The organism is Streptomyces sp. NPDC041068, from assembly GCF_040647455.1.
Taxonomy (GTDB): domain Bacteria; phylum Actinomycetota; class Actinomycetes; order Streptomycetales; family Streptomycetaceae; genus Streptomyces.
This window is the reverse complement of record NZ_JBEZCG010000001.1, coordinates 803,131-822,639: the sequence shown is the minus strand read 5'-3', so window position 1 is coordinate 822,639 and position 19,509 is coordinate 803,131. Positions and strand designations below refer to the sequence as shown.

Annotated in this window: 18 protein-coding genes; 7 read left to right on the top strand and 11 right to left on the bottom strand. The window is 71.5% G+C overall.

Going from position 1 to position 19,509, the window contains the following annotated elements; all coding sequences use genetic code 11:
* Window positions 1-106: 106 nt before the first annotated feature.
* The 3 genes from AB0B50_RS03135 to AB0B50_RS03125 are packed head-to-tail and all read right to left on the bottom strand — an operon-like array spanning window position 107 to window position 1,904.
* On the bottom strand, window positions 107-1,015 hold the full coding sequence (locus tag AB0B50_RS03135) for a DMT family transporter (RefSeq protein WP_362324608.1): 909 nt from the start codon (window positions 1,013-1,015) through the stop codon (window positions 107-109).
* Window positions 1,006-1,170, bottom strand: coding sequence for a hypothetical protein (locus AB0B50_RS03130; protein ID WP_362324606.1), 165 nt, complete (start codon window positions 1,168-1,170; stop codon window positions 1,006-1,008). The genes AB0B50_RS03135 and AB0B50_RS03130 overlap by 10 nt, the downstream gene beginning before the upstream one ends.
* Window positions 1,167-1,904 (bottom strand): TauD/TfdA family dioxygenase, encoded by a 738-nt coding sequence (locus AB0B50_RS03125; RefSeq protein WP_362324603.1) that lies wholly within the window; start codon window positions 1,902-1,904, stop codon window positions 1,167-1,169. Before AB0B50_RS03125 ends, AB0B50_RS03130 begins: the two co-directional genes overlap by 4 nt.
* A gap of 464 nt (window positions 1,905-2,368) precedes the next feature.
* On the opposite strand from AB0B50_RS03125, the gene AB0B50_RS03120 reads away from it, so the two are divergent.
* From AB0B50_RS03120 to AB0B50_RS03110, 3 genes are read left to right on the top strand one after another with little or no spacing between them, the layout of a single operon-like run.
* Window positions 2,369-3,139: an ArpA protein gene (locus tag AB0B50_RS03120; protein ID WP_362324600.1), complete on the top strand. Its 771-nt coding sequence runs from the start codon at window positions 2,369-2,371 to the stop codon at window positions 3,137-3,139.
* The gene (locus tag AB0B50_RS03115) at window positions 3,136-4,467 is read left to right on the top strand and encodes an amino acid permease (protein WP_362324598.1); all 1,332 of its coding nucleotides are present in this window, start codon (window positions 3,136-3,138) and stop codon (window positions 4,465-4,467) included. Before AB0B50_RS03120 ends, AB0B50_RS03115 begins: the two co-directional genes overlap by 4 nt.
* Window positions 4,464-5,450 (top strand): ornithine carbamoyltransferase, encoded by a 987-nt coding sequence (locus tag AB0B50_RS03110; protein WP_362324595.1) that lies wholly within the window; start codon window positions 4,464-4,466, stop codon window positions 5,448-5,450. The genes AB0B50_RS03115 and AB0B50_RS03110 overlap by 4 nt, the downstream gene beginning before the upstream one ends.
* On the opposite strand, the gene AB0B50_RS03105 is transcribed toward AB0B50_RS03110, so the two are convergent.
* Window positions 5,431-6,207, bottom strand: coding sequence for a 2-phosphosulfolactate phosphatase (locus AB0B50_RS03105; protein ID WP_362324592.1), 777 nt, complete (start codon window positions 6,205-6,207; stop codon window positions 5,431-5,433). The two genes, AB0B50_RS03110 and AB0B50_RS03105, sit on opposite strands and share 20 nt — an antisense overlap.
* A 49-nt stretch (window positions 6,208-6,256) precedes the next feature.
* Window positions 6,257-7,423, bottom strand: a complete 1,167-nt coding sequence (locus tag AB0B50_RS03100; protein WP_362324589.1) for a serine hydrolase domain-containing protein — start codon at window positions 7,421-7,423, stop codon at window positions 6,257-6,259.
* A gap of 673 nt (window positions 7,424-8,096) precedes the next feature.
* On the opposite strand from AB0B50_RS03100, the gene AB0B50_RS03095 reads away from it, so the two are divergent.
* Entirely contained in the window at window positions 8,097-8,324 is a 228-nt protein-coding gene (locus tag AB0B50_RS03095; RefSeq protein ID WP_362324586.1) for a hypothetical protein, read from the top strand.
* A 38-nt stretch (window positions 8,325-8,362) separates the two neighbouring features.
* On the opposite strand, the gene AB0B50_RS03090 is transcribed toward AB0B50_RS03095, so the two are convergent.
* Complete coding sequence (locus AB0B50_RS03090) at window positions 8,363-9,211, bottom strand: class I SAM-dependent methyltransferase (RefSeq protein ID WP_362324583.1); 849 nt, start codon at window positions 9,209-9,211, stop codon at window positions 8,363-8,365.
* Window positions 9,212-9,350: 139 nt separating this feature from the next.
* Between AB0B50_RS03090 and AB0B50_RS03085 the strand changes: the two genes are divergently transcribed.
* Window positions 9,351-12,194, top strand: a complete 2,844-nt coding sequence (locus AB0B50_RS03085) for a BTAD domain-containing putative transcriptional regulator (protein ID WP_362324580.1) — start codon at window positions 9,351-9,353, stop codon at window positions 12,192-12,194.
* 277 nt (window positions 12,195-12,471) lie between these two features.
* Here AB0B50_RS03085 and AB0B50_RS03080 read toward each other — a convergent pair whose 3' ends face one another.
* From AB0B50_RS03080 to AB0B50_RS03065, 4 genes are all read right to left on the bottom strand, one after another.
* Complete coding sequence (locus AB0B50_RS03080) at window positions 12,472-12,759, bottom strand: hypothetical protein (RefSeq protein ID WP_362324577.1); 288 nt, start codon at window positions 12,757-12,759, stop codon at window positions 12,472-12,474.
* Window positions 12,760-13,007: 248 nt separating this feature from the next.
* A complete protein-coding gene (locus AB0B50_RS03075; RefSeq protein WP_362324575.1) occupies window positions 13,008-13,181 on the bottom strand; it encodes a hypothetical protein in 174 nt (57 codons plus the stop codon).
* A 152-nt stretch (window positions 13,182-13,333) separates the two neighbouring features.
* Window positions 13,334-14,869 carry an alpha/beta hydrolase gene (locus tag AB0B50_RS03070; protein WP_362325071.1) on the bottom strand — a complete coding sequence of 512 codons (1,536 nt, stop codon included), beginning with the start codon at window positions 14,867-14,869 and terminating at the stop codon, window positions 13,334-13,336.
* 239 nt (window positions 14,870-15,108) lie between these two features.
* Window positions 15,109-15,855 carry a VCBS repeat-containing protein gene (locus AB0B50_RS03065; protein WP_362324572.1) on the bottom strand — a complete coding sequence of 249 codons (747 nt, stop codon included), beginning with the start codon at window positions 15,853-15,855 and terminating at the stop codon, window positions 15,109-15,111.
* Window positions 15,856-16,383: 528 nt separating this feature from the next.
* On the opposite strand from AB0B50_RS03065, the gene thrS reads away from it, so the two are divergent.
* The gene (thrS, locus tag AB0B50_RS03060) at window positions 16,384-17,655 is read left to right on the top strand and encodes a threonine--tRNA ligase (protein ID WP_362324569.1); all 1,272 of its coding nucleotides are present in this window, start codon (window positions 16,384-16,386) and stop codon (window positions 17,653-17,655) included.
* Window positions 17,656-17,664: 9 nt separating this feature from the next.
* Here the strand turns inward: thrS and AB0B50_RS03055 are convergent, their stop codons facing one another.
* Window positions 17,665-18,279 carry a LysE family transporter gene (locus AB0B50_RS03055; RefSeq protein ID WP_362324566.1) on the bottom strand — a complete coding sequence of 205 codons (615 nt, stop codon included), beginning with the start codon at window positions 18,277-18,279 and terminating at the stop codon, window positions 17,665-17,667.
* A gap of 139 nt (window positions 18,280-18,418) precedes the next feature.
* Between AB0B50_RS03055 and AB0B50_RS03050 the strand changes: the two genes are divergently transcribed.
* A complete protein-coding gene (locus AB0B50_RS03050) occupies window positions 18,419-19,324 on the top strand; it encodes a LysR family transcriptional regulator ArgP (RefSeq protein ID WP_362324563.1) in 906 nt (301 codons plus the stop codon).
* Window positions 19,325-19,509: the final 185 nt, after the last annotated feature.

Sequence of the window (19,509 nt, the reverse complement as noted above, 5' to 3'; positions counted from 1 at the left end):
CCCGTTCCCCAGTCCTGCGGGGCTCAAAGGTCGCGAAACCGCACGCACGTGTCAAGGGTGCACACCGCAGCGGAACGCCGCGTTTCGGACGCCCCGCCGCTTCCCACTACCGGGCCCTTTGCGCCAACATCACCCCGGCCAACACGGCCGCGACGCCGAGCAGTTGGAGCGGTGTCAGGGTCTGGCCGAGCGCCAGCCAGGCGACCGCGGTGCCCGCCACGACCTCCAGCGAGGCGCACGCGCCGGCCCGCACCGGGGCGAGGACGCGCTGCGCCGCGATGCCGCTCACGCAGGCGAGCCCCGTCGCCACGACCGCGGTCCAGCACACCACCGCCCATACCGGCACGGCCAGTTCGCCGTACCGCGTGATGTCCGTGAGGACGTCGTAGGGGAAGGCGGCGGTGGGCGAGGTCGCGAGGAGCACCGACGCGGCCGCCGTGATCGCCAGCGTGGTGACCGCCACCGGGTCGCGCCCGCGCAGCGCCCGTTCGGCCAGCAGGAACCGCACCGACAGGGCGGCGGCCGCGCCGAGGGCCGCCAGCACCCCCACCGCGTCGAGGCGCAGATGCGACCACACCCGGCCCACCAGCAGGAGCCCGGCAAGGACCACGACGACGCCCGCCCAGACCGGCGCGGGCTGGCGGACCCGGCGTATCACCCGCGTCCACACCACGACCATGGCCGGGGCCGTGAACTGCACGACGACGAAGACCCCCACCGGGATCCGTGCCACCGACACCCCGCACAGGGTCTGCACCCCCGCGTACGACACCACGCCGAGCACGCCCGCCACACCGGCCGCGCGCCATCCGGGCCACAGGTGGCGCGGGCGCGTGACGGCCGTGAAGACGAGCAGCACGAGCGCGGCGACGACCAGCCGCGCGCGGGCGATCTCCAGCGGCGTGGCGCCCGCGTCGCCCAGCATCTTGGTGGCCGCGCTGCCCGTGCCGAAGCAGCAGGCGGACAGGGCCGCCAGGGCGAGGCCCGATGCGGGGGTGGCCTTCATCAGATGCATCGCCCTCGGCGTCCGCCCCGTACGTCGAGGCCCGGCCGCGGGACGACTTCGAGGTACGGGTCGAGGGCCTCGGCCACGGCCGCGCGCAGCTCGGCCGGGCCGTCGAGGGTCACCTCCCCCGCCCTGTGCCCGGAGGCCGTGCACGCGATCGTCACGCGGCGATCCAGTACCGCGTCAGATGCCTGGCCTCGTCCGCGTACTCGGAACGGGCGTGCAGCATGCGCTGGTTGTCCCAGACGAGCAGGGCCCCGTCGGGGATCAGCACTTGGACGCGGTGCCTCTCGAAGAGCTCGCCGACGCGGTGAGCGAGGTCCATACCCGCTTGGCCTAGGGGGAGTTGAGCGACGGGCGGCCGGGCGTCCAGGGCCGCGTCGTAGTCGGCCGCGGTCAGCAGGTTGTAGCTGAATCGCAGGACGGGGCGTTCTCCGTCGTACGAGATCATGGGGACGGTCACCGGCCCCGTGCCGCCCACGTCCGCATCGGGACCGGGAAAGGCGATGGTCCCGCGCATCATCAACTCGTGTTCCTCGTCGGTGAGATGGGCGCACAGGACGTGGAGATCGAGCAGATCGGTGCGGCCGCCGCCGCAGCGGGCCTGCCGGTGGCAGTACAGGGCCAGATGGCGTGGGCTCGGCGACCATCCGGGGGCCTCGGTGTGGGCGCGGATGGTGTTGCGGCTCTGCGAGTAGGCGCGGTCGTCGTTGCCGGGGCGGTAGACGACCTCGTGCTCCACGGTGCCGCCGTACTGCGGGACGAAACGGCCGACGTCCTGGAGCAGTTCGATGGCGTGACGCTGACCCTTGAGGTTCTCCACCACCGTGTAGCCGTCGACGTCGAGTGCGTCGCGAATCCGTGCGGCACGGTCGTCGGACGTGTGTGTACGTGACATTCTGCCTCCCTCCTTTTCGCCGGGGAGTGTGACCGGCGCACCGCGGGGCCGTCTTGTAAGAATGCGAGGCCGTGGCATGACTGGCTCAATGCCGAGCCGACCCCATCGGGCCCCGGCGCGTGCCCCAGTACCGCTCACGGGGGCTTTCGGACCCAAGTGGCCGTTCACAGGAAGGAGTTCGGCGGTCCGCGGTTCTGGCCGGGACGTGTCACCCCCGGGTGGTGCCGCTCGCCGCTGGACGAAAGGCGGACATGCGTCCATTAGCGGAACATCGACGTCGGCGAATCATGTAAAACGGAGCACATTCTTCTGCACACAATGCCCATGACACCGAAGTCGACTGGCTTGAATTATTCCCTGCGGAAACCCTCTCCCTTGGGCCTGCTCACCGTACCTTGTAGGGTTTCGTTCTCGAAAAGCGCCACAGTCCACCATTCCCCTGCACACGATGTTGGGAGCTGGTCATGCGACCGGACGAGCGGATCGGGGGCCTCGTTCAGTCCCTGTCGAAACACCTGATCCACGGTGTCGATGAGAAGCAATGGGAGCGGGCACGGCGGGACTTTCTCGATCTCGGATTCGTCAAAGTCCCTTTCCTCGCACCCGAGAGCACCAAGACCGCACTCGCGGACGAAATCGAGATGCTCGTCGCGGAGCACGGCGTGCGCCGCGAAATGAGCTTCAAGGAGACGGGCCACACACCACGGCTGATGCGGAACGTCCGCCACCACGAAATTCGGCGGCATGGTTCCTTCATCCCGGAGGTGTACGCGTCAGAGGAATTCCGTGAGGCGCTCGGGAAAGTAGCGGGCGAGCCGGTTCTGGAGTGCCCTTACGAACCGGAGCGCTATGTCATCACCGAGCTGGAACAGTCCGGTGACACCCATGGATGGCACTGGGACGACTACAGCTTCGCGCTCGTCTGGGTCGTCGCCTGCCCTCCCGTCGAGCACGGCGGATTCGTGCAGTGCGTGCCCCGCACCCGGTGGAACAAGGAGGACCCGCAGCTCCACCGGCAGTTCATCACCCGGCCCATCCACTCCTTCGAACTGCGCCCGGGAGACCTGTACTTCCTGCGCACGGACACCACCTTGCACCGCGTCTACCCGCTGAGCGGCGGACGGCGGCTGATCATCAACATGGGGTACGCGTCCCGGGCCGATCTGGACAAGAGGATCAGCCACGAGACCATGGACAGCCTCTGGAACGGATCGCGCGAAGGCCAGAACGCGTGACAGCGGTCGAGGGGGCTCCACCGGACTCGTCCAGACCTCCTCAACTGCGGCGCCAACTGGGCACCTCGGGGCTCGTCATCCATTACGTCACCTCTGTGATGGGAGCGGGCGTCCTGCTCATCCCCGCCCTCGCCTGGCGGGTCGCGGGGCCGTTGTCGCTGCTCGCCTGGGGGCTGCTGATCCTCTACAGCTTCCCCTTCGCGCTGATCTTCGCGAAGCTGTCCACGCTCCACCCCACGAGCAAGGGTGTCGCCCGGTTCGTGGAAGCGGCGTTCGGCCCGCGCGCGGGCCGGATCGCCGCCGTCTTCCTGCTCATCACGCTGCTCGCGGGCAACCCCGTCCTCGGGCTCGCGGCGGGACGCTGTCTGCTGGCGGCGGTCGATCCCGCTGCGTCCAATCGTGCGGCCCTGCTCGCGGGAGCGGCGGTCATCGTGTTCTGCGTCCTGGTCAACCTCCTCGGGATCAAGGTGAGTACGGGCGCGCAGACAGTGGTGCTCGGTACCGTCGTGCTCCTCCTGGCCGTGGTGATCTGCCTGGCCCTGCCGAAGGGCGACCACACACGCCTCACGCCGTTCGCGCCCCACGGCTGGGGCGCGCTCGGCACCGCCCTGCTCATCTGCTTCTTCGGCTTCATCGGGTGGGAGAACGCGGCCCCGGTGGCCGAGGAGGTCCGCGATCCCGAACGCACCTTTCCCCGCGGCATCTTCTACGCGGTCAGCTGTGTCGGGCTGCTCTACTTCGCCATGGCGTTCACCGTCGCCGTGGCGCTTCCCGACACCGCGGACGGCGCCTCGGACCTGACCGCCTTCGTGCGGCTGCTCCATGTGGCCACCGGGGCCGGCCTGGAGAGCGGCGGATATCTCCTGGCGGGCGTTCTGCTGCTCCTCACGACGAACGCCTGGTGCCTCGGGACCTCCCGCGTCGTCTTCGCCCTCGCCCGCGACGGCATCCTGCCGACCCGGCTCAGCAGACTCTCCGCGCACCGGCACATCCCCGTGCGCGCCGTCCTCGCACTGCTGCCCGGATACGCGGTGTCGGTCGCCGCCCTGCTCGTCACCGACTCCAGCGAGGCCACCCTGATCAAGGCTTCCTCCGCCACCTACGTACTCATCTTCCTGATGGCGTTCGTCTCCGGCACCCGGCTGCTGCCCCGGGGGCCGGTCGCGTACCTGAACCTGGTGGTCGTCGCGGCCACCCTCGCCATGCTGCCGTTCTTCGGCTTCAGCGTCGTCATCGCCCTCGCGATGCTGCTCGTCTCCGTCGCCGCCGAACGGTGGCTGAGCCGGTACGCCACCCCACCGAAACAGAAGAGAGGGACACTCACGTGACCGTGCGACACCTCCTGAGGATGCAGGACCTCTCCGCCAAGGAAATGTGCGCGCTGCTCGACCTCGCCGAAGCGATGAAACGGGGCGACGACAGCCGCCGTCATCTCGCCGGGCGCTGTCTCGGACTGCTCTTCGACGTGCCGTCGACCAGGACCAGGGTCTCCTTCCAGGTCGCCGCGTCCCAGCTCGGCGCCGACAGCTTCCCCTACGGAGTGGACGAACTCCGCCTGGCCAACCGGGAGTCGATCGAGGACACCATCGGCGTACTCAACCGCTATCTCGACGCGCTCGTCGTGCGCTGGTACGACATGCGGGACCCCGGCGCGGGACACCGCCGTCTGCGCACCATGGCCGACCTCGCGACGATTCCCGTCATCAACGCCCTGGACGACGAGGAACACCCCTGCCAGGTGCTCGCCGACCTCCTGACGCTGCGCGAGCTGTACGGCGGCGACGTCCCCGCCCGGCGGGTCGTGTACGCCTGGTCCTACTCGCCGCGGCAGAAGACACCCGGCGTGCTGCACTCCTCCATGATGGCCGCGGCCCTGCTCGGCCATCGCGTCACCGTCGCGCACCCGCCCGGCTTCGCGCCACAGGAGCGGGTGACCCGGGCCGCCCGTGACATCGCGGCGCGCACCGGGGCGAGCGTCGAGCTCACCGAGGACCTGGCGGAGGCGGTCCGCGGCAGTGCCGTCGTGTACACCCTGAGCTGGAAGTCGCCGACGCTCGCCGGGCAGGAGGAGATCCAGGCCAGGACGCGCCTCGCGGACCGCTGGCGGATCACCGAGCCGCTGATGCGCCTTGCCGGTGACGAGGCGGTGTTCCTCGACTGCATGCCGACCAACCGGGGCGAGGAGGTCGACGCCGAGGTCAAGGACGGGCCCCGGTCGAGGATCTTCCAGCAGGCCGAGAACCGCCTCCACGTCCAGAAGGCGCTGCTCACCCAGCTGTTCGACGGAACGCTCACGGGAGTGCCGCGCTGAGTGGGGGCGCGGCGGTGAAGGCGCCGTCCACGAGGACCGGCACCGCGGTGCACGCGTCGAGTTCGGTGGCGATGACGACGTCCTCGGCGAATCCGCCGTCGATCAGCTCGCCGCCGGAGGCCCCTGCGGTCACCGCCGCGCGGACGTCCGCCGTCGCCCGGAACCCGGCCTCCGCCACGGCGGCTTCGGGCGACAGCGTGTCACCGAGCCGTTCGCGCAGGACGTGGAGGACGGCCCCCGCGCCGAGCAGATCCTCCACGGCGGGCCGCAGGCTTCTGTCGGGCCAGCGCTCCCCCGCGGCGATCAACGCCACGGGGTGCTCCGCCGTCCCGTAGCCCTGCCGGACGAGCCAGCGCCCCACGGCCGTGGCGTTGCGCAGGGCGCCCGCGACCACCGGGGACGCACCGGCCGACGCGGCGATGGCCGAGCCGTTGGGCGAGGGGAGCACCAGGCGCGGCACTGCGGGGGCGGCGCGCAGGGCCGCGGGCGACAGCGACCAGGGCGACGACGGGGTGGCCATGCGCCGCCCGACCGCGAGCCGGGCGTCCTTCTCCGCCGCGTACGCGGAGGCCGTCTCGTCACGCCACCGATAGGGGAAGACGCGCGTCCCCGCCTCCACCGCGACCGTCACCGAGGTCGTGAACGACAGCACGTCGACGATGACGACGCACTCCACGTCCGCCGCCAACCGCTCGGCCCCCGTCGGCCCCCACTCGAAGCGAACGCCGTGCCCTGCCTGCCGATACCAGTCACCCATGGCGAGAGCATGCCAGTAGAGGCAGGACGGCGTCCTGCCGCTCCCCTCGTCAGGACCCGCAGTACTCGGCTTCCTTGATCGTGCTCATGGTCTGCGGGGCCCAGTCCCCGTTGTAGTTGTAGGCCAGTTGGTGGCGGCCGTCGCCGGTGGTGACGGCCATGGAGAGCCAGCCCACCATTCCTCCGCCGTGGCCCCAGAGCTCGGTGCCGCAGCTCGTCGTGTAGCGGGTGAGCCCCAGGCCGTACGCCATGTCCGGGTTGTCGGGGACGGTGACGGTGGTCTTCATCGCCTTCAGCTGCTTCTTCGGCAGCAACGTGCCGCGCATCAGGGCCTTGTAGAAGCGGTTCAGGTCGCCCGCGGTGGAGATGATGTCGCCGTCGCCCCAGCCCTGCGAGCCGTTCATCTCGGTGATGTCGTCGATCCGGTCGGGCTTGGACGGGAACAGCTTGGCGTAGCCACGACCGCTGGGCCGCGGCAGGTGGGTGCTGTTGCCGGGATTGGACGTCGACTTCAGCCCCAGGGGCTTGATGATGCGGTCGCGGACCTCGGCCTCGTACGTCCGTCCTCCCACCTTCTCGATGATCAGGCCGGCCAGGATGTAGTTGGTGTTGGAGTAGGAGAAGCTGTCGCCGGGCTCGAACAACGGCTTGTGCGCGAGCGCCACTTTCACGTGCTTCTCGGGCGGCAGGGTGTCGTAGCGGTGCTTGAGATAGCCGTTGCCCTGCATGTACGTCTTCGAGTACTCCTCGTCGGCCAGGTAGTTGAACAGGCCGCTGGTGTGGTTGAGGAGCTGCCGCACGGTGATCCTGCTGCCGTCGTTGCCGTTGCCCCGCACCAGGCCGGGAAGATGGTCGTCGACGATGTCGTCGAGGTCGAGTCTGCCCTCCGCCTCCATCTGCAGCAGGACGGTCGCCACGAACGTCTTGGTGATGCTGCCGATCCGGAACCGGTCGTTCTTGCCGCGCGGTTCACCCGTCTTCAGATTCCCGACGCCGGATGTCGCCGACCACACGCCGTTCTTGTCCCGCGCCTGGGCCGTGACACCGGGCGTACCGGCCTTCACGGCGGCGTCCATCGCGCGCTGCGTGACCCGGTGGTCCCCCGCCGAGCGCTCCGCACCGGATGCGGCCCCTGCGGGTCCCGCGAGAGCCGTCGCCGTGAGCGTCGCCGCCACAACACCCACCACACCAGCCGTGGTCCTCTTCCGTAACGTCATACCGCACTCCTCACTGTCGAATGTCGTCTGTCGAATGTCGAATCACGTGCCACTCGGGCAGCAAGACCACGAACAGGGCGTATGGGTTGAGTGGGGCGTTCCACGAGAGATCGCGGGACCTGTGTGGTTGGTCGAGGCGGCCTCCGGGGCGCTACCGTGTCGGCTTGAGCATCACGTCACCCACGCGGACACGGCGCCCTTCCCCGCCGGGCAGACGCACGGGACTCCCGGAGATCCCAAAGGCATCGAGTACGTCTGGTCCGGGGAGGGGCATGGGCGCTCTTCACTGGAGGGTGTACGAGTTCGCCGTGAGCGGGGGCCGAGGTCGACCATTCGGGGGCGTCGGTCCGCCTGCTCGATGTCGTCGCCGCGGGGCGGGCCTTTCACCGGGCGGTCGCCGATGTGCCCCGGCCGGACTTCCTCGACCGTCGCCGTGACTGATGGGCCGTCGGTGACCGGGTGGCCTGGCAGGAGGAGGAGACCGATCTGCTCCCCTGCCTGCGGGTGCTCCACGACGAGTTGGCCGCGCCGGCCGGGCCGAGGCCGCGGGTGCGGTCGCAGCTCGTTCACGGTGACCTGACGGGCAACGTCCTGTTCCCCCCCCGGCCTTGCCCCGGCCGTCATCGACCTCTCGCCCTACTGGCGTCCGCCCGCCTTCGGCGAGGCGGTCGTCGTGGGCGACGCCCTGATCTGGCACGGGGCCGGGCCGGAACTGCTCCGCGAGGTCGTGTCCTCGTACGGATCCGGCGTCGTTCCCTACGTCGCGCGGGCTCTCCTCTTCCGGCTCGTCACGACCAATGAGCAGTTGCGGGTGGTGACGGCCGAGCGGGGTTCAAGCGCTTCCGGGACCGAAGTCCGTCGCTATGCGCGGGCCGTGCGGGTGCTCGTCGGAAAGGCCTGACCGGCACGCCTCAGGGGCGGCGTGGAAGTGCCGTTCATTCACCGGGCCGCGTTCTCGTTCCGCCAGACGAAGACCTCCGTGCTCGGGCAGCGTTCGGAGAACAGGCCCGATGGGGATGCCTTGCGGAGCAGTTCGCGCAGGTCCGATTCGAAGTCGGGGCGCCGGGCGCCGAACAGGTGCGGGGCCGAGAACGACATCGAGAAGACTCCGGCCACCACGTCGTCGTCGGAGCGTTCCAGGGGCCGGCCGCCGGGGACCACGTAGCGCCGCGGGCCCGCGTATCCCGCTTGGGCGAGTACCTCCGCCTCGCCGCCTGGCGTGCCCTGCGGGAGGGCCCTGCGGCCGGCCCGGCGGACCGGGCCCAGATAGTGCTTCACCAGGTCCTCCATCGCGGCGTAGGGCGCCGACGGGTGCGGGAGACCGTCCGCCGACCGTGTCTCCGTCTTCAGGTCCGAGACGTGCACCCACGCACCGCCGGGCACCAGCATGTCCTTCATGGTCGCCGCCACCAGGTCGCGGTCCATCCAGTGGAAGGACTGGGCGAAGGTCGCGACGGTGAACGTGCCGAGGCCCGCGGGCAGGTCCTCCGCCCTGCTCTGCACCCAGTGCGTCGTGTCGGTCAGGCCCCGCTCTGCGGCCTCGCGGCGCGCTTCGGCGATCATTCCGCCGTCCGGGTCCACGCCCACGGCTTCGCCGAACAGGTGGGCCAGCGTCAGGGCGAGGATTCCCGGCCCGCAGCCCACGTCGATGAGGCGTCCTCGGCCGTCGAGTTCCAGGGCCTCGGCGAGCACGTCCGCGAGTCCCGGTGCGTACGGCAGCCTGCCGCGCCGGTAGTAGGCGGCGGTGCCCGCGAACAACGTGTCGTCCCACTCCCAGCCGGCCACCATGCCCGCTCACCGCCCTCACCCGGTTCCGGTTCCGCTTCCGGCTCCTGCACACGGCCGTCTGTTTCAGTACGACCGCCGATGATTTCACCACTTTCCGCTCCGGTAATCTGGCTCTTTTCCCGCAGGAGGAGTTACATCCGTGGAGTTTCGGCTGCTCGGAGCGGTTTCCGTCGCCACTGAGGTAGGCGTGCTGCCGCTCGGTCCCGCCAAGCGGCGCAGCCTGCTCGCCGCGCTGTTGCTGAGGCCCAACCATCCCGTTCCGGTCGACCAGTTGACGGACGCCCTGTGGGACCACGAGCCGCCACCGCGGGCCCGCGGCGTCATCCAGGGCCATGTGTCGCGCCTGCGGGTGCTGCTCACCGGCGCGGACGCCGAGATGTTCGGCGTCGAACTGGTCACCCAGGGCACGGCGTACGTGCTGCGGATGCCGGAGTCGCTGCTCGACGCCCACCGCTTCGAGGAGTTGGTGACGCTGGCCCGCAGTCAGCGTGCGCCCGCCGATGCCGTGGCGATGTACCAGGAGGCGCTGTCGCTGTGGCAGGGGCCCGCGTTGACCGGCGCGTATCCGAGTCAGCCGCTGCAGGCCGCCGCCCAGGCGCTGGAGGAACTCCGCCTCGCCTCCGTGGAGTCGCTTGCCGACGCCTACACACGCATGGGCGAGCATCCGCGGGCCGCCGCCGTGCTGCGTGCGGAGGCCAGTGTGCATCCGCTGCGCGAATCGCTGTCCGCCGCGCTGATGCGGTCGCTCCAGCGGGCGGGGCGGCGCTCGGAGGCGCTCGACTGGTTCCACCGCACGCGGCGGCTGCTCGCCGACGAGCTGGGGGTCGATCCGGGGCGGGAACTGGCCGACGCGTACGCGCTCGTGCTGCGCGGCGAGGACGTGGCGGACCACACGGTGCGGGCGGCGGCTGCCGCCCGTCCCCCGGCCGTCGTGTCGCGTCAGGAGCGGGCGCCGGTCGTGGCTCCCGCGTCCGCTACGGCTCCCGCGTCCGTTCCGGCTCCCGTGGCCGCTCCGATGGCCGCGGCCCCGCCCGCGCCGGGGCCGGTGGCGCCCGCTGCCCCGCTCCCGGGCACGATCGACCTGCTGCCGCGCATGCCGCGTGGTTTCCACGGGCGTGCCGGTGAACTCACCGCGCTGTCCAGGGCCGCCGCGGGTGAGGCGCCCGTCTGTCTGGTGACGGGGCCCGCCGGCGTGGGCAAGACCGCGCTCGTGACGCACTGGGCGCACCGCAGCCGCGACCAGTTCCCCGGCGGCCTCCTCTACGCCGACCTGCGCGGGTTCAGCGACACGGGCGAGCCGTCGCTCCTCGAGGTGCTGCGCGAGTTCCTGCTCGCGCTGGGCGTCGCGCCGCGCCGGATACCGGAGTCGGACAGCGCCGCGGCCGCGCTGTTCCGGTCCCTGAGCGCCGAGCGTCAACTCCTCGTCGTACTCGACAACGCACGCGCCTCCGAACAGGTGCGGGACCTGCTGCCGGGCGGCGCCCAGTGCGTCACCGTGGTCACCAGCCGGTACCGGCTGCGCGGCCTCATCGCCTCCGACGCCGCCCGGCCCGTCCCCGTCGACGTGCTCGAACCGGAGGACAGCACCGCCCTGCTCGCCGCGGTGCTCGGTCAGGAGCGGGTCCTCGCGGAGGAGGTGGCCGCGCGGCGCCTCGCCGAGCTGTGCGGCGGACTGCCGCTCGCGCTGCGCGTGGCCGCGGCCAGGCTGGCCGACCAGCCGGCGTGGTCACTGAGCTCCATGGCCGCCGAACTGTCCGACGAATCCCGCCGGTTGAGCCTTCTGGACGTCGAGGACACGGGCGTACGGGCGGCGCTGCGGCTCACCGCGGGGCGACTGTCCACGAGCGCCGCGCACCACTTCGCCCACCTCGGGCGCCATCCCGGTACCCACGTCGACCGGTACACGGCCGCGGCCCTCGCCGGTTCGGACCCGGGCACGGCCGAGGCGGCGCTCGACGAGCTCGCCGCGGCCCATCTCGTCGTGCGGACCGGTCCCGACCGCTGGACGCTGCACGATCTCGTACGGCTGTACGCGCGCGGCCTGGACGCCGGGCCCGACGCGCTGGTGCGGGCGCTCGACCACAGCGTGGCCACCGCGCTGGCCGCCGCGGACGCGGCCGAGCCGGGCGACGAGTCGTGCTTCACGCTGCCCGCGGACTTCCGTCCGCCGCCGGCGACGAGGCGGTTCCATGGCCGCGAACAGGCCATGGAGTGGTACGCGGCCGAGCGGGACGACCTGGCGCTGGCGGCGGCAGCCGCGCACTCCGCCGGGCTGCACGGCAGGACGTGGCGGATCGTGCTCGCGCTGTGGCCGCAGATCGTGTGGCGGGTGCGCGACGGGTGGACTCCCCTGCTGCAGACGGCACTTGAGGCGACGCGGGCCGACGGTGACGCGCGCGCGCAGTCGCGGGTGCTCGCCCTGCTCGGGTGGGTCCTCACGGAGGAGGGGCGCACCGCGGAGGCGCTGGTCCATCTGGAGGCCGCGCCCGCGCTCGCCTCCCGGTCCGGTGACACGCGCGGCGAGGCGACCGCTCTGATCAACCTGTCGCTGGCGCAGGCGGAGCTCGGCAGTCCCGAGGAGGCCGCCGAGGGATGCGCGCTCGCGGCGGAGCTCGCGCACAGCGTCGGCGACCGGCACACCGAGCGCCTCGCCCTGTACCACCTCGCCCGGCACCGCCTCGACGCCAGGGAGTGGCAGGCGGCCTTCGAGACGGCCGTCGCCGCGCTCGACCTGGACGGCCCTTCGGACAGTTCGACGGCGGCCCGCGTACTGCTGCGCACCGTGCTCGGCGAGGCGCTCCTGGGAATGGGCGACGAGACCGAGGGCATCCGCCGTCTGGAGGCCGCGGCACACGAGGCGGAGTCGTGCGGCTTCGACGACGGCGCGGTCCGCGCCCTCGGCGCGCTCCTGCGGGTGTCGCCGGACACGGGGCTGCAGGCGCGGTACGACACGGCGATGGTGCGGCTGATGGCTCGGCCGTGAGGCGGGCCTGAAGGGGCGGCGGTCGTAAGGAGGGCCTCAGGGGGCGGCGGTCATGAGGGGGCCTCAGAGGGCGGTCGTGAGGAGGGGGGGCTCAGGGGGGGCGGTCGTCAGGAGGGGCCTCAGAGGGCGGCGGTCATGAGGGGGCCTCAGAGGGCGGTCGTGAGGAGGGGGGCTCAGGGGGGGGCGGTCGTCAGGAGGGGCCTCAGAGGGCGGTCCTCAGGAGGGGCCTCAAGGGGCGGTCCTCTGCGTGGTCCTCCCCCGCCCCGCGGCACTCACCTCACGTGGCGGAGCCCTCAGGTGAGGCTTCGGGCGCCTCGCCCGTGGCGTGGGCCGTGAGTTGCCGATTCACCTCGTGGGCCTGTTCCGCCAGCTCGCGGGCGCGGGTCTCGGCCTGGTCGGCGCGGGCGTTGATGCGGGCGATGTCCTCCTCGATGACCTGCAGAGCCAGGTCTGTCGCGGCGCCCGCGGCCTCCGGGGACAGATCGTCGGGGAGGGCCTCCAGGGCACTCTTGACCGCCGGGATGCCGCCGCGTTCGTGGGTTTCTTTCCAGAACTCGTAGTCCATCGCGCCATCTTGGCCGATCGGCCGCCTCCTGCGCGAGGCGGGGCTGCCACTGCCCTTCAGGAGCCGTCCGAGGCGTCCGGCAACGCCCGCGCGCACGCCCTCAAGCCGTCCGGCGGATCGGACGCCCGAGGAGATCCGCGCGCCGGGCGAACTCGGTGACGATCTCGCTCCCGTCCCGCATCCGCTCGACCGGCGCCCTCCCGCCCTCCATGCCGCGCCGCGCCCGCCGGGACTCCGCCCGGAACCCGCTAGGAAGCGGGTCCGGCAGGCGTGCCCACCCGGGTGGGGGTGCTGAAGTCCAGCACGTCCTCGGCCGTCTGCCGGGTCTCCTCGGCTGCCTTGCGGGCCGTGGCGAGGACGTCGCCCTGCTCCTGGACGAGGGTGTGGTAGATCGGCGCCTGGGTGGCGTCATTGGCCGGCATGACCTGCGGCTCCTTGTTCGATGACTGCGTGACTCGGGTCGGCCGCCCGTATGCGGCCGACCCGCGACCTTACGCGAATTCGGTGCCATGGTGGCACCTGATTCCGATCATGAGACCACCGCTTGTGACGACCTTCACACGTAAGGGGTTCCTCAGGGACAGAAGGTGTCCTTGTTCGGCCGCTTCCCCGTCGCCAGGAAGCGGGAGACCGTGCGGTCGCCGCATTCGTTCCCGTTCGCGAGGTAGGCATCGTGACCGGTGGCGTTGACGGTCACCATGACGGCACGGCGGCCGAGGGCCTCCCGCATCTTCAGGGCGCCGCTCAGCGGAGTGTTGGGGTCGCGCTCGTTCTGGACGAGCAGGATGCCGGACGGGCCGCGGTCGGTGATCCGCACCGGGGCCTCCTTGGGCGCGAACGGCCAGGCCGCGCACGCCATCGCGTTCCTGGGCATGCCCGCGGTCAGCGGATACTCGGCACGGCTCTCGGCAACCCCCTTCTCGTACACGGCGGTTGAGGTGGGCCACGTCACGTCGTTGCAGAGGGTCGCCTGGCCGACCGCGACGGAGTTCTGGAGCACGGCCTCGGGCGGCGACGGGGGCGCGGGCGGCACGGTGCCGTTCCGGGCGGCCAGGATCAGCCGGGCGAGCCCCGGGAAGTCGTCGGGGTCGTCCATGGCGTTGAGCATGGTCTGGCGCAGTACATTCCCGTTCAGTTCCTCGGGGTTGGCGCCGGGCCAGGGAATCGGCTCACGGTCCAGGCGGGCGGCGAGGCGGAGGAAGAGCGGACGTACCTCGGCCGCCGTCTCGGCGACGCGATCCGGATTGCCGGGCGCGGAGGCCCACTTGGCGAACTCGGGGAAGGTGTCCTCGACGCCCTGTTCGTGCGCGGCGAGCCAGGCTCGGTTGACGCGGGCGGCATCGGGGTCGTCGTTGCTGTCCAGCACCCAGCGGTCCGTGCGGTGCGGGAACAGTTGGCTGTAGACGGCGCCGACGTACGTACCGTACGAGACGGCCCACGCGGAGAGCTTCCGCTCGCCGAGCGCGGCGCGGATGCGGTCGATGTCGCGGGCGTTGTTGGCGGTGCTGATGTTCCGGATGAGGTCTCCGCCGTTGCGGGCGCAGGCCTGGGAGACGCGTCGCGCGGTGGTCATGTTCCGCGCGACGGAGCCGTCGGGGCCCGGCCAGGGGCGCAGCCCGGACGGGGCGAGGTCGGCGCGGTCGAGGCCGCAGGTGACCGGGGTGGAGCGGCCGAGGCCGCGGGGGTCGAAGCCGATCAGATCGTGAGCGTCGCGTACCCGCTGAGGCAGCTTCTGGCCTTTCCCGGAGGGGTTGTCGATGCTGGAGCCACCAGGGCCTCCGGGGATCAGCAGGAGGGCGCCTCGGCGGGCCGAGGGCTTCTCGGCGGGGATGCGGGAGATCGCGATCTCGATCTTCCTGCCGTCGGGGTCGGCGTAGTCCATCGGTACGTCGAGCGTGGCGCACCGCTGCCGGGGGTCGACGCCCCTGCCCTCGCACGCCGTCCAGTCGAGCGCGGCGGGCCCAGGGGCGGTCGTCTGCGCCGATGCCCGGGAGGTCGTCGACGCCGATGCCGGTGCGGCGAGGGGGGCCGTGAGGATCAGGACCGTGGCGGAGGCGGCGAGCAGCGCCGCCTTTCTTGCCTTCTTGGCTGTCTGCTGCGTCGTCTTCATCGTGTTCATCGTGTTCATCGTGTTCATCGTGTTCGTCACGATGAAGAGCCTCGCCTCAGACGCCGGATCACCACATCGTTCCAACCGGCCCATCTGAATGGGGTTTTACCCTGACGCACCACCTAGGGACTGCCGACCACCTCCGACTGCTGATGGGGCGTCGCCCGGGTCGCTGCCGTGCCGGGCGCCGCCGGTCTCCCCTCCAAGGAACGGCGGCGCCCTGCGCTGACCCGTACGGGTCAGGAACAGGCCTTGTAGAAGTGCTTCCAGCCGTCGCCCGGCATGGACGGCGGCTCGGCCGGGGTGCCCCAGTCGCCGTACTTCTGCTCGTCCTCCTGGTTGTAGTCGCCCGGCCCCGTGCCCGGCTTCGACAGGCGCACGTCGCGCTCCCACACGCCGTCCCCGGCGTTGCTGAGCACCGCGAGGTCGGGGTAGGCGTCGCCGCCGTAGTTGGCGACGCGGAGTTCCTTCGCCTCGCTGGCGTCACCGATGTCGAGGTGGCGGGAGCGCGCGGAGGCGAGGTTGGCGCGCTTCAGCGGTCCGGGGCGGAAGTCCGCGACACGGGCCGTGTTGGGGTCGTCCACGCCGGACGGCTCGACGATGTTGACGACGATGTCCAGGGTGCCGTCGTTCTGGAAGTCGGCGACCGCGGCGGTGCCGACCTCGCCCCGCTTGGTGCCGATCAGCTTGCTGACGTTCTGCTTCGCTCCGAAGGAGCCGTCCGCGGCGCCCCACTGGACCGTCATCTTGGTGCCGGTGTGCCCGGGGTTGATGATCTTGTCCGCATGGCCGTCGCCGTCGAGGTCGCCGAGCAGCGTCGTGGCGCCGGCCAGACACGGGCCCGCCGCCTGGGCGGCCTTGCCCGACTGTCCCGCGCCGCCCGAGGCCGCCGAACCGGCCGCGTTGGCCTGGTAGCCGGCGACCGTCAGGGTCAGCGCGACGGCCGCGACGGGTGCGGCGATCAGACGTGAGCGCTTACGAAGCATCTGTGCGAACTCCTCAGGTTGTTACTGCTCTTCACTGCCGCTCTTCACTGCTGCTCTTTACTGCCGCTCGCTAGTGCTGAGCCGTGCGTGCGCCGGAAACGGGCTTGCCGCCCTGATCCCGACGAGCACGTACCGAGCCTGTGGGGTGATCGGCCCCAGAGGCAACGAAATCGGGGCAGTTGGGGACGCTGGAACACGGAAACGGGTCTTGACCAGGGCGGACGTAGGCTGCCTGGAACGCGGGAATGGGACGCGGGATCGTGCGCGCACCGTTCACGGGTGATTCCGGGATCATTCACGGCTCATTCGCGGGCCGTTCGTGGGCCGATCGCGACGGGCCGCGCTCAATTCGGTACCCCGTCCGACAGCGAACTGCTACGGTCACCCGCATGAAGCGCGCTGCGATGAACACGACGACGCCGGAGAGTGTCCCGGCGCGCTGACCGATGTTCGAGTCCGAAGCCCCGGGGCGAGTGCCCCGGGGCTTCGGCTTGTGGTCACTCGCCCTCTGTCCGCGAGGAGACCGCCATGCAGCAGCAAGAGGCACACCAGGATCGACAGCAGGACGTACGGCACGACCACCGCAGACTCGGCCGCGAGCTCGGCCTCTTCGGCACCGACCCGCTGATCGGCGCGGGACTGCCGTACTGGCTGCCGGACGGCGCGGCCGTGCGGCACGCCCTGGAGGAGTACGTCCGCGACGCCGAACGCCGGGCCGGCTACCGGCACGTGTACTCGCCGGTGCTCGGCAAACGGGAGCTGTACGAGATCTCCGGGCACTGGTCGCACTACAGCGAGGACATGTTCCCGCCGATGGACCTGGGCGGCGAGCAGGTCGTGCTGCGCCCGAGCCTGTGTCCGCACCACGCGGTGATCTACCGTTCCCGCTCCCACAGTTACCGCGAGCTCCCGCTGCGCATGGCCGAGCTGGGCGGTATGTACCGCGCCGAACTCTCCGGCGTCCTCGGCGGGTTGAGCCGGGTGCGGGCCATCCAGCTCAACGACGCCCACATCTTCTGCACCCTGGACCAGGTCGCCGACGAGGCGCGGGACGCGCTGGCGATGATCCGCAGGGCGTACGAGGCCCTGGGCATCCGCCCGGCCCGCTACCGGCTTTCCCTTCCCGGGCCCGGCGGCAAGTACGTCGCCGACCCCGAGAAGTGGCGGCGTTCGACCGCGCTGTTGACCGAGGTCCTCGACCGGTCGGGGCTGCCGTACGAGGCGGAGGAGGGCGAGGCCGCGTTCTACGGGCCCAAGATCGATGTGCAGGTCGTCGACGGGGCGGGGCGCGAGTCCACCCTCTCCACCGTGCAGGTCGACTTCCACCAGCCCGAGCGGTTCGACCTGCACTACATCGGGGCGGACGGCGCCAAGCACCGCCCGGTGATGGTCCACCGCAGCGTCATCGGAAGCGTGGAGCGAGCCGTCGCGCACCTCGTCGAGCAGCACGGCGGGGCCTTTCCCGCCTGGCTCTCCCCCACCCAGGTCGCGGTCCTCCCGGTCTCGGACGCCCAACTGCCCGGCGCCGAGCGGCTCTTGCGGCGGTGCGCCGAGCGGGGGCTGCGGGCCGACCTCGCGGGACCCGAGCACGGCAGCCTGGGCGCCCGCATCCGGGCCGCCCGTCTCGTGCCCTATCAGGCGGTCGTCGGATCCGAGGAGGACGCCGACGGTCTCGTGGCGCTGCGGCTGCGCGACGGGCGGCGCATCGACCCGATGCCCGCCGCCGAGGCCCTGGCCCGCATCGGCGCCCTGGTCGACGCGCACCGCACCGAGCTGTGGGACCGAGGGTCCCTGAGGTAGCCGCGGGGCTCAGAGGGCGCCGACGAGCAGGGTCACGCCCATGACCCCCATCGTCGCGGCGATCAGTCCGTCCAGGACCCGCCAGGATCCGGGGCGTGCGAAGAAGCCGCTGAGGAGGCGGGCGCCGTAGCCGAGCGCGGTGAACCAGCACAGGCTGCCGAGCACGGCGCCGATTCCGAAGGCCCAGCGCTGTCCGTCGTGCCCTGCGGCGACGGAGCCGAGGAGGAGGACGGTGTCGAGGTAGACGTGCGGGTTGAGCCAGGTCATGGCCAGGCAGGCGAGCAGTGCGGCGCGCCGTGACCCAGCCGTCGCGCCGGTGGCCGTCAGTGCGCTCGGACGCAGGGCCCGGCGCGCGGCGAGCGCGGCGTACGAGATCAGGAATCCCCCGCCGATGAGGCCGACGAGGGTCAGCGCCGGGGGCCAGGCCGTCACCACGGCGCCGACCCCGGCGACACCCGCCGCGATGAGGACGGCGTCGGACAGGGCGCAGACGGCCACCACGGTGAACACGGCCTGGCGGCGTATGCCCTGGCGCAGGACGAGGGCGTTCTGCGCGCCGATGGCGACGATGAGTGAGAGTCCGGTGCCGAATCCGGCGGCTGCGGTGGTCAGTGCTGTTCCCATGGCCTCGACGTTAAAGATCCTTGACGCCATAAGTACAGATAAAGATTCTCAGGTACCTTAAGCAATCGTGATGACAGGAGCGGGAACGGGATCAAGAACGGGAAGCTGTGCCGGAGCCGGGGCGGCAGGCACCGGGGCGATGGCGGAGCTGCCGCTCGACCATGTGCGGACCCTCCTCGCCGTCGTCGACGAGGGCACCTTCGACGCCGCCGCGGTCGCCCTCCATGTGACGCCGTCCGCGGTCAGCCAGCGCGTCAAGGCGCTGGAGCGCAGGACCGGGCGCGTGCTCCTCATGCGCACGAAGCCGGTGCGGCCCACCGAGTCGGGGCAGGTCGTCGTGCGGTTCGCGCGGCAGATGGCACGCCTGGAGCGGGACGCCCGCGCCGACCTCGGCATCAGCGACTCGGGCGAGCCCGCCGTGCTGCCGGTCGCGGTGAACGCCGACTCGCTCGCCACCTGGTTCCTCTCCGCCCTGGCCCGGATCCCCGACGAGCTGCGGATCTGCTTCGAGCTTCGCCGTGAGGACGAGTTCCACACCACGTCGCTGCTGCGGGAGGGCGCGGTGATGGCCGCGGTCACGTCGTCGCCGGACGCGGTGGCGGGCTGCACGGTGCGCCGCCTGGGGCGGATGCGGTATCTGCCGGTCGCGGCGCCGGGGTTCGCGGCGCGCTGGCTCGGCGACTGGCCGGGGGCGCCGCTGGGGCCCGGCCTCGCGGAGGCGCCCGTGATCTATTTCGACCGCCGCGACACCCTGCAGGACCAGTTCGCGCGGGAGGTGACGGGCGGGCGCGGGGCGAGCCGGCTGCGGCACTACGTCCCTTCGTCGCGGGGGTTCGTCGAGGCGATCGAGGCGGGGCTCGGGTGGGGCGTGGTGCCGCGGGCCCAGGCCGAGCCGCTGCTGCGCTCCGGCGCGCTGGTCCTGCTCGACCCCGAACGCGTCGTGGACGTACCGCTGTTCTGGCAGCAGTGGAAGCTCGACTCGCCGGCGCTCGCGGCGATGGCGGACGCCGTGGTGGCCGCGGCGTCGGAGGCGCTGGACCGGTGACGGGCGCCGCCTCGGAACCCCCCTCTGGAGTCCCCCGGAGCCCCCAGACCTCCCTCGCATTGTCATGCACACCGCAGCTTCACGCCCCTCCGTGAGATGCGCACCGCCCCGCAGAAACAAGAGCCGGACCCCCTTCCGATCTGCTCCGCAACCAGGAAACCCTGGTGACACAAGAGATCGCCCGC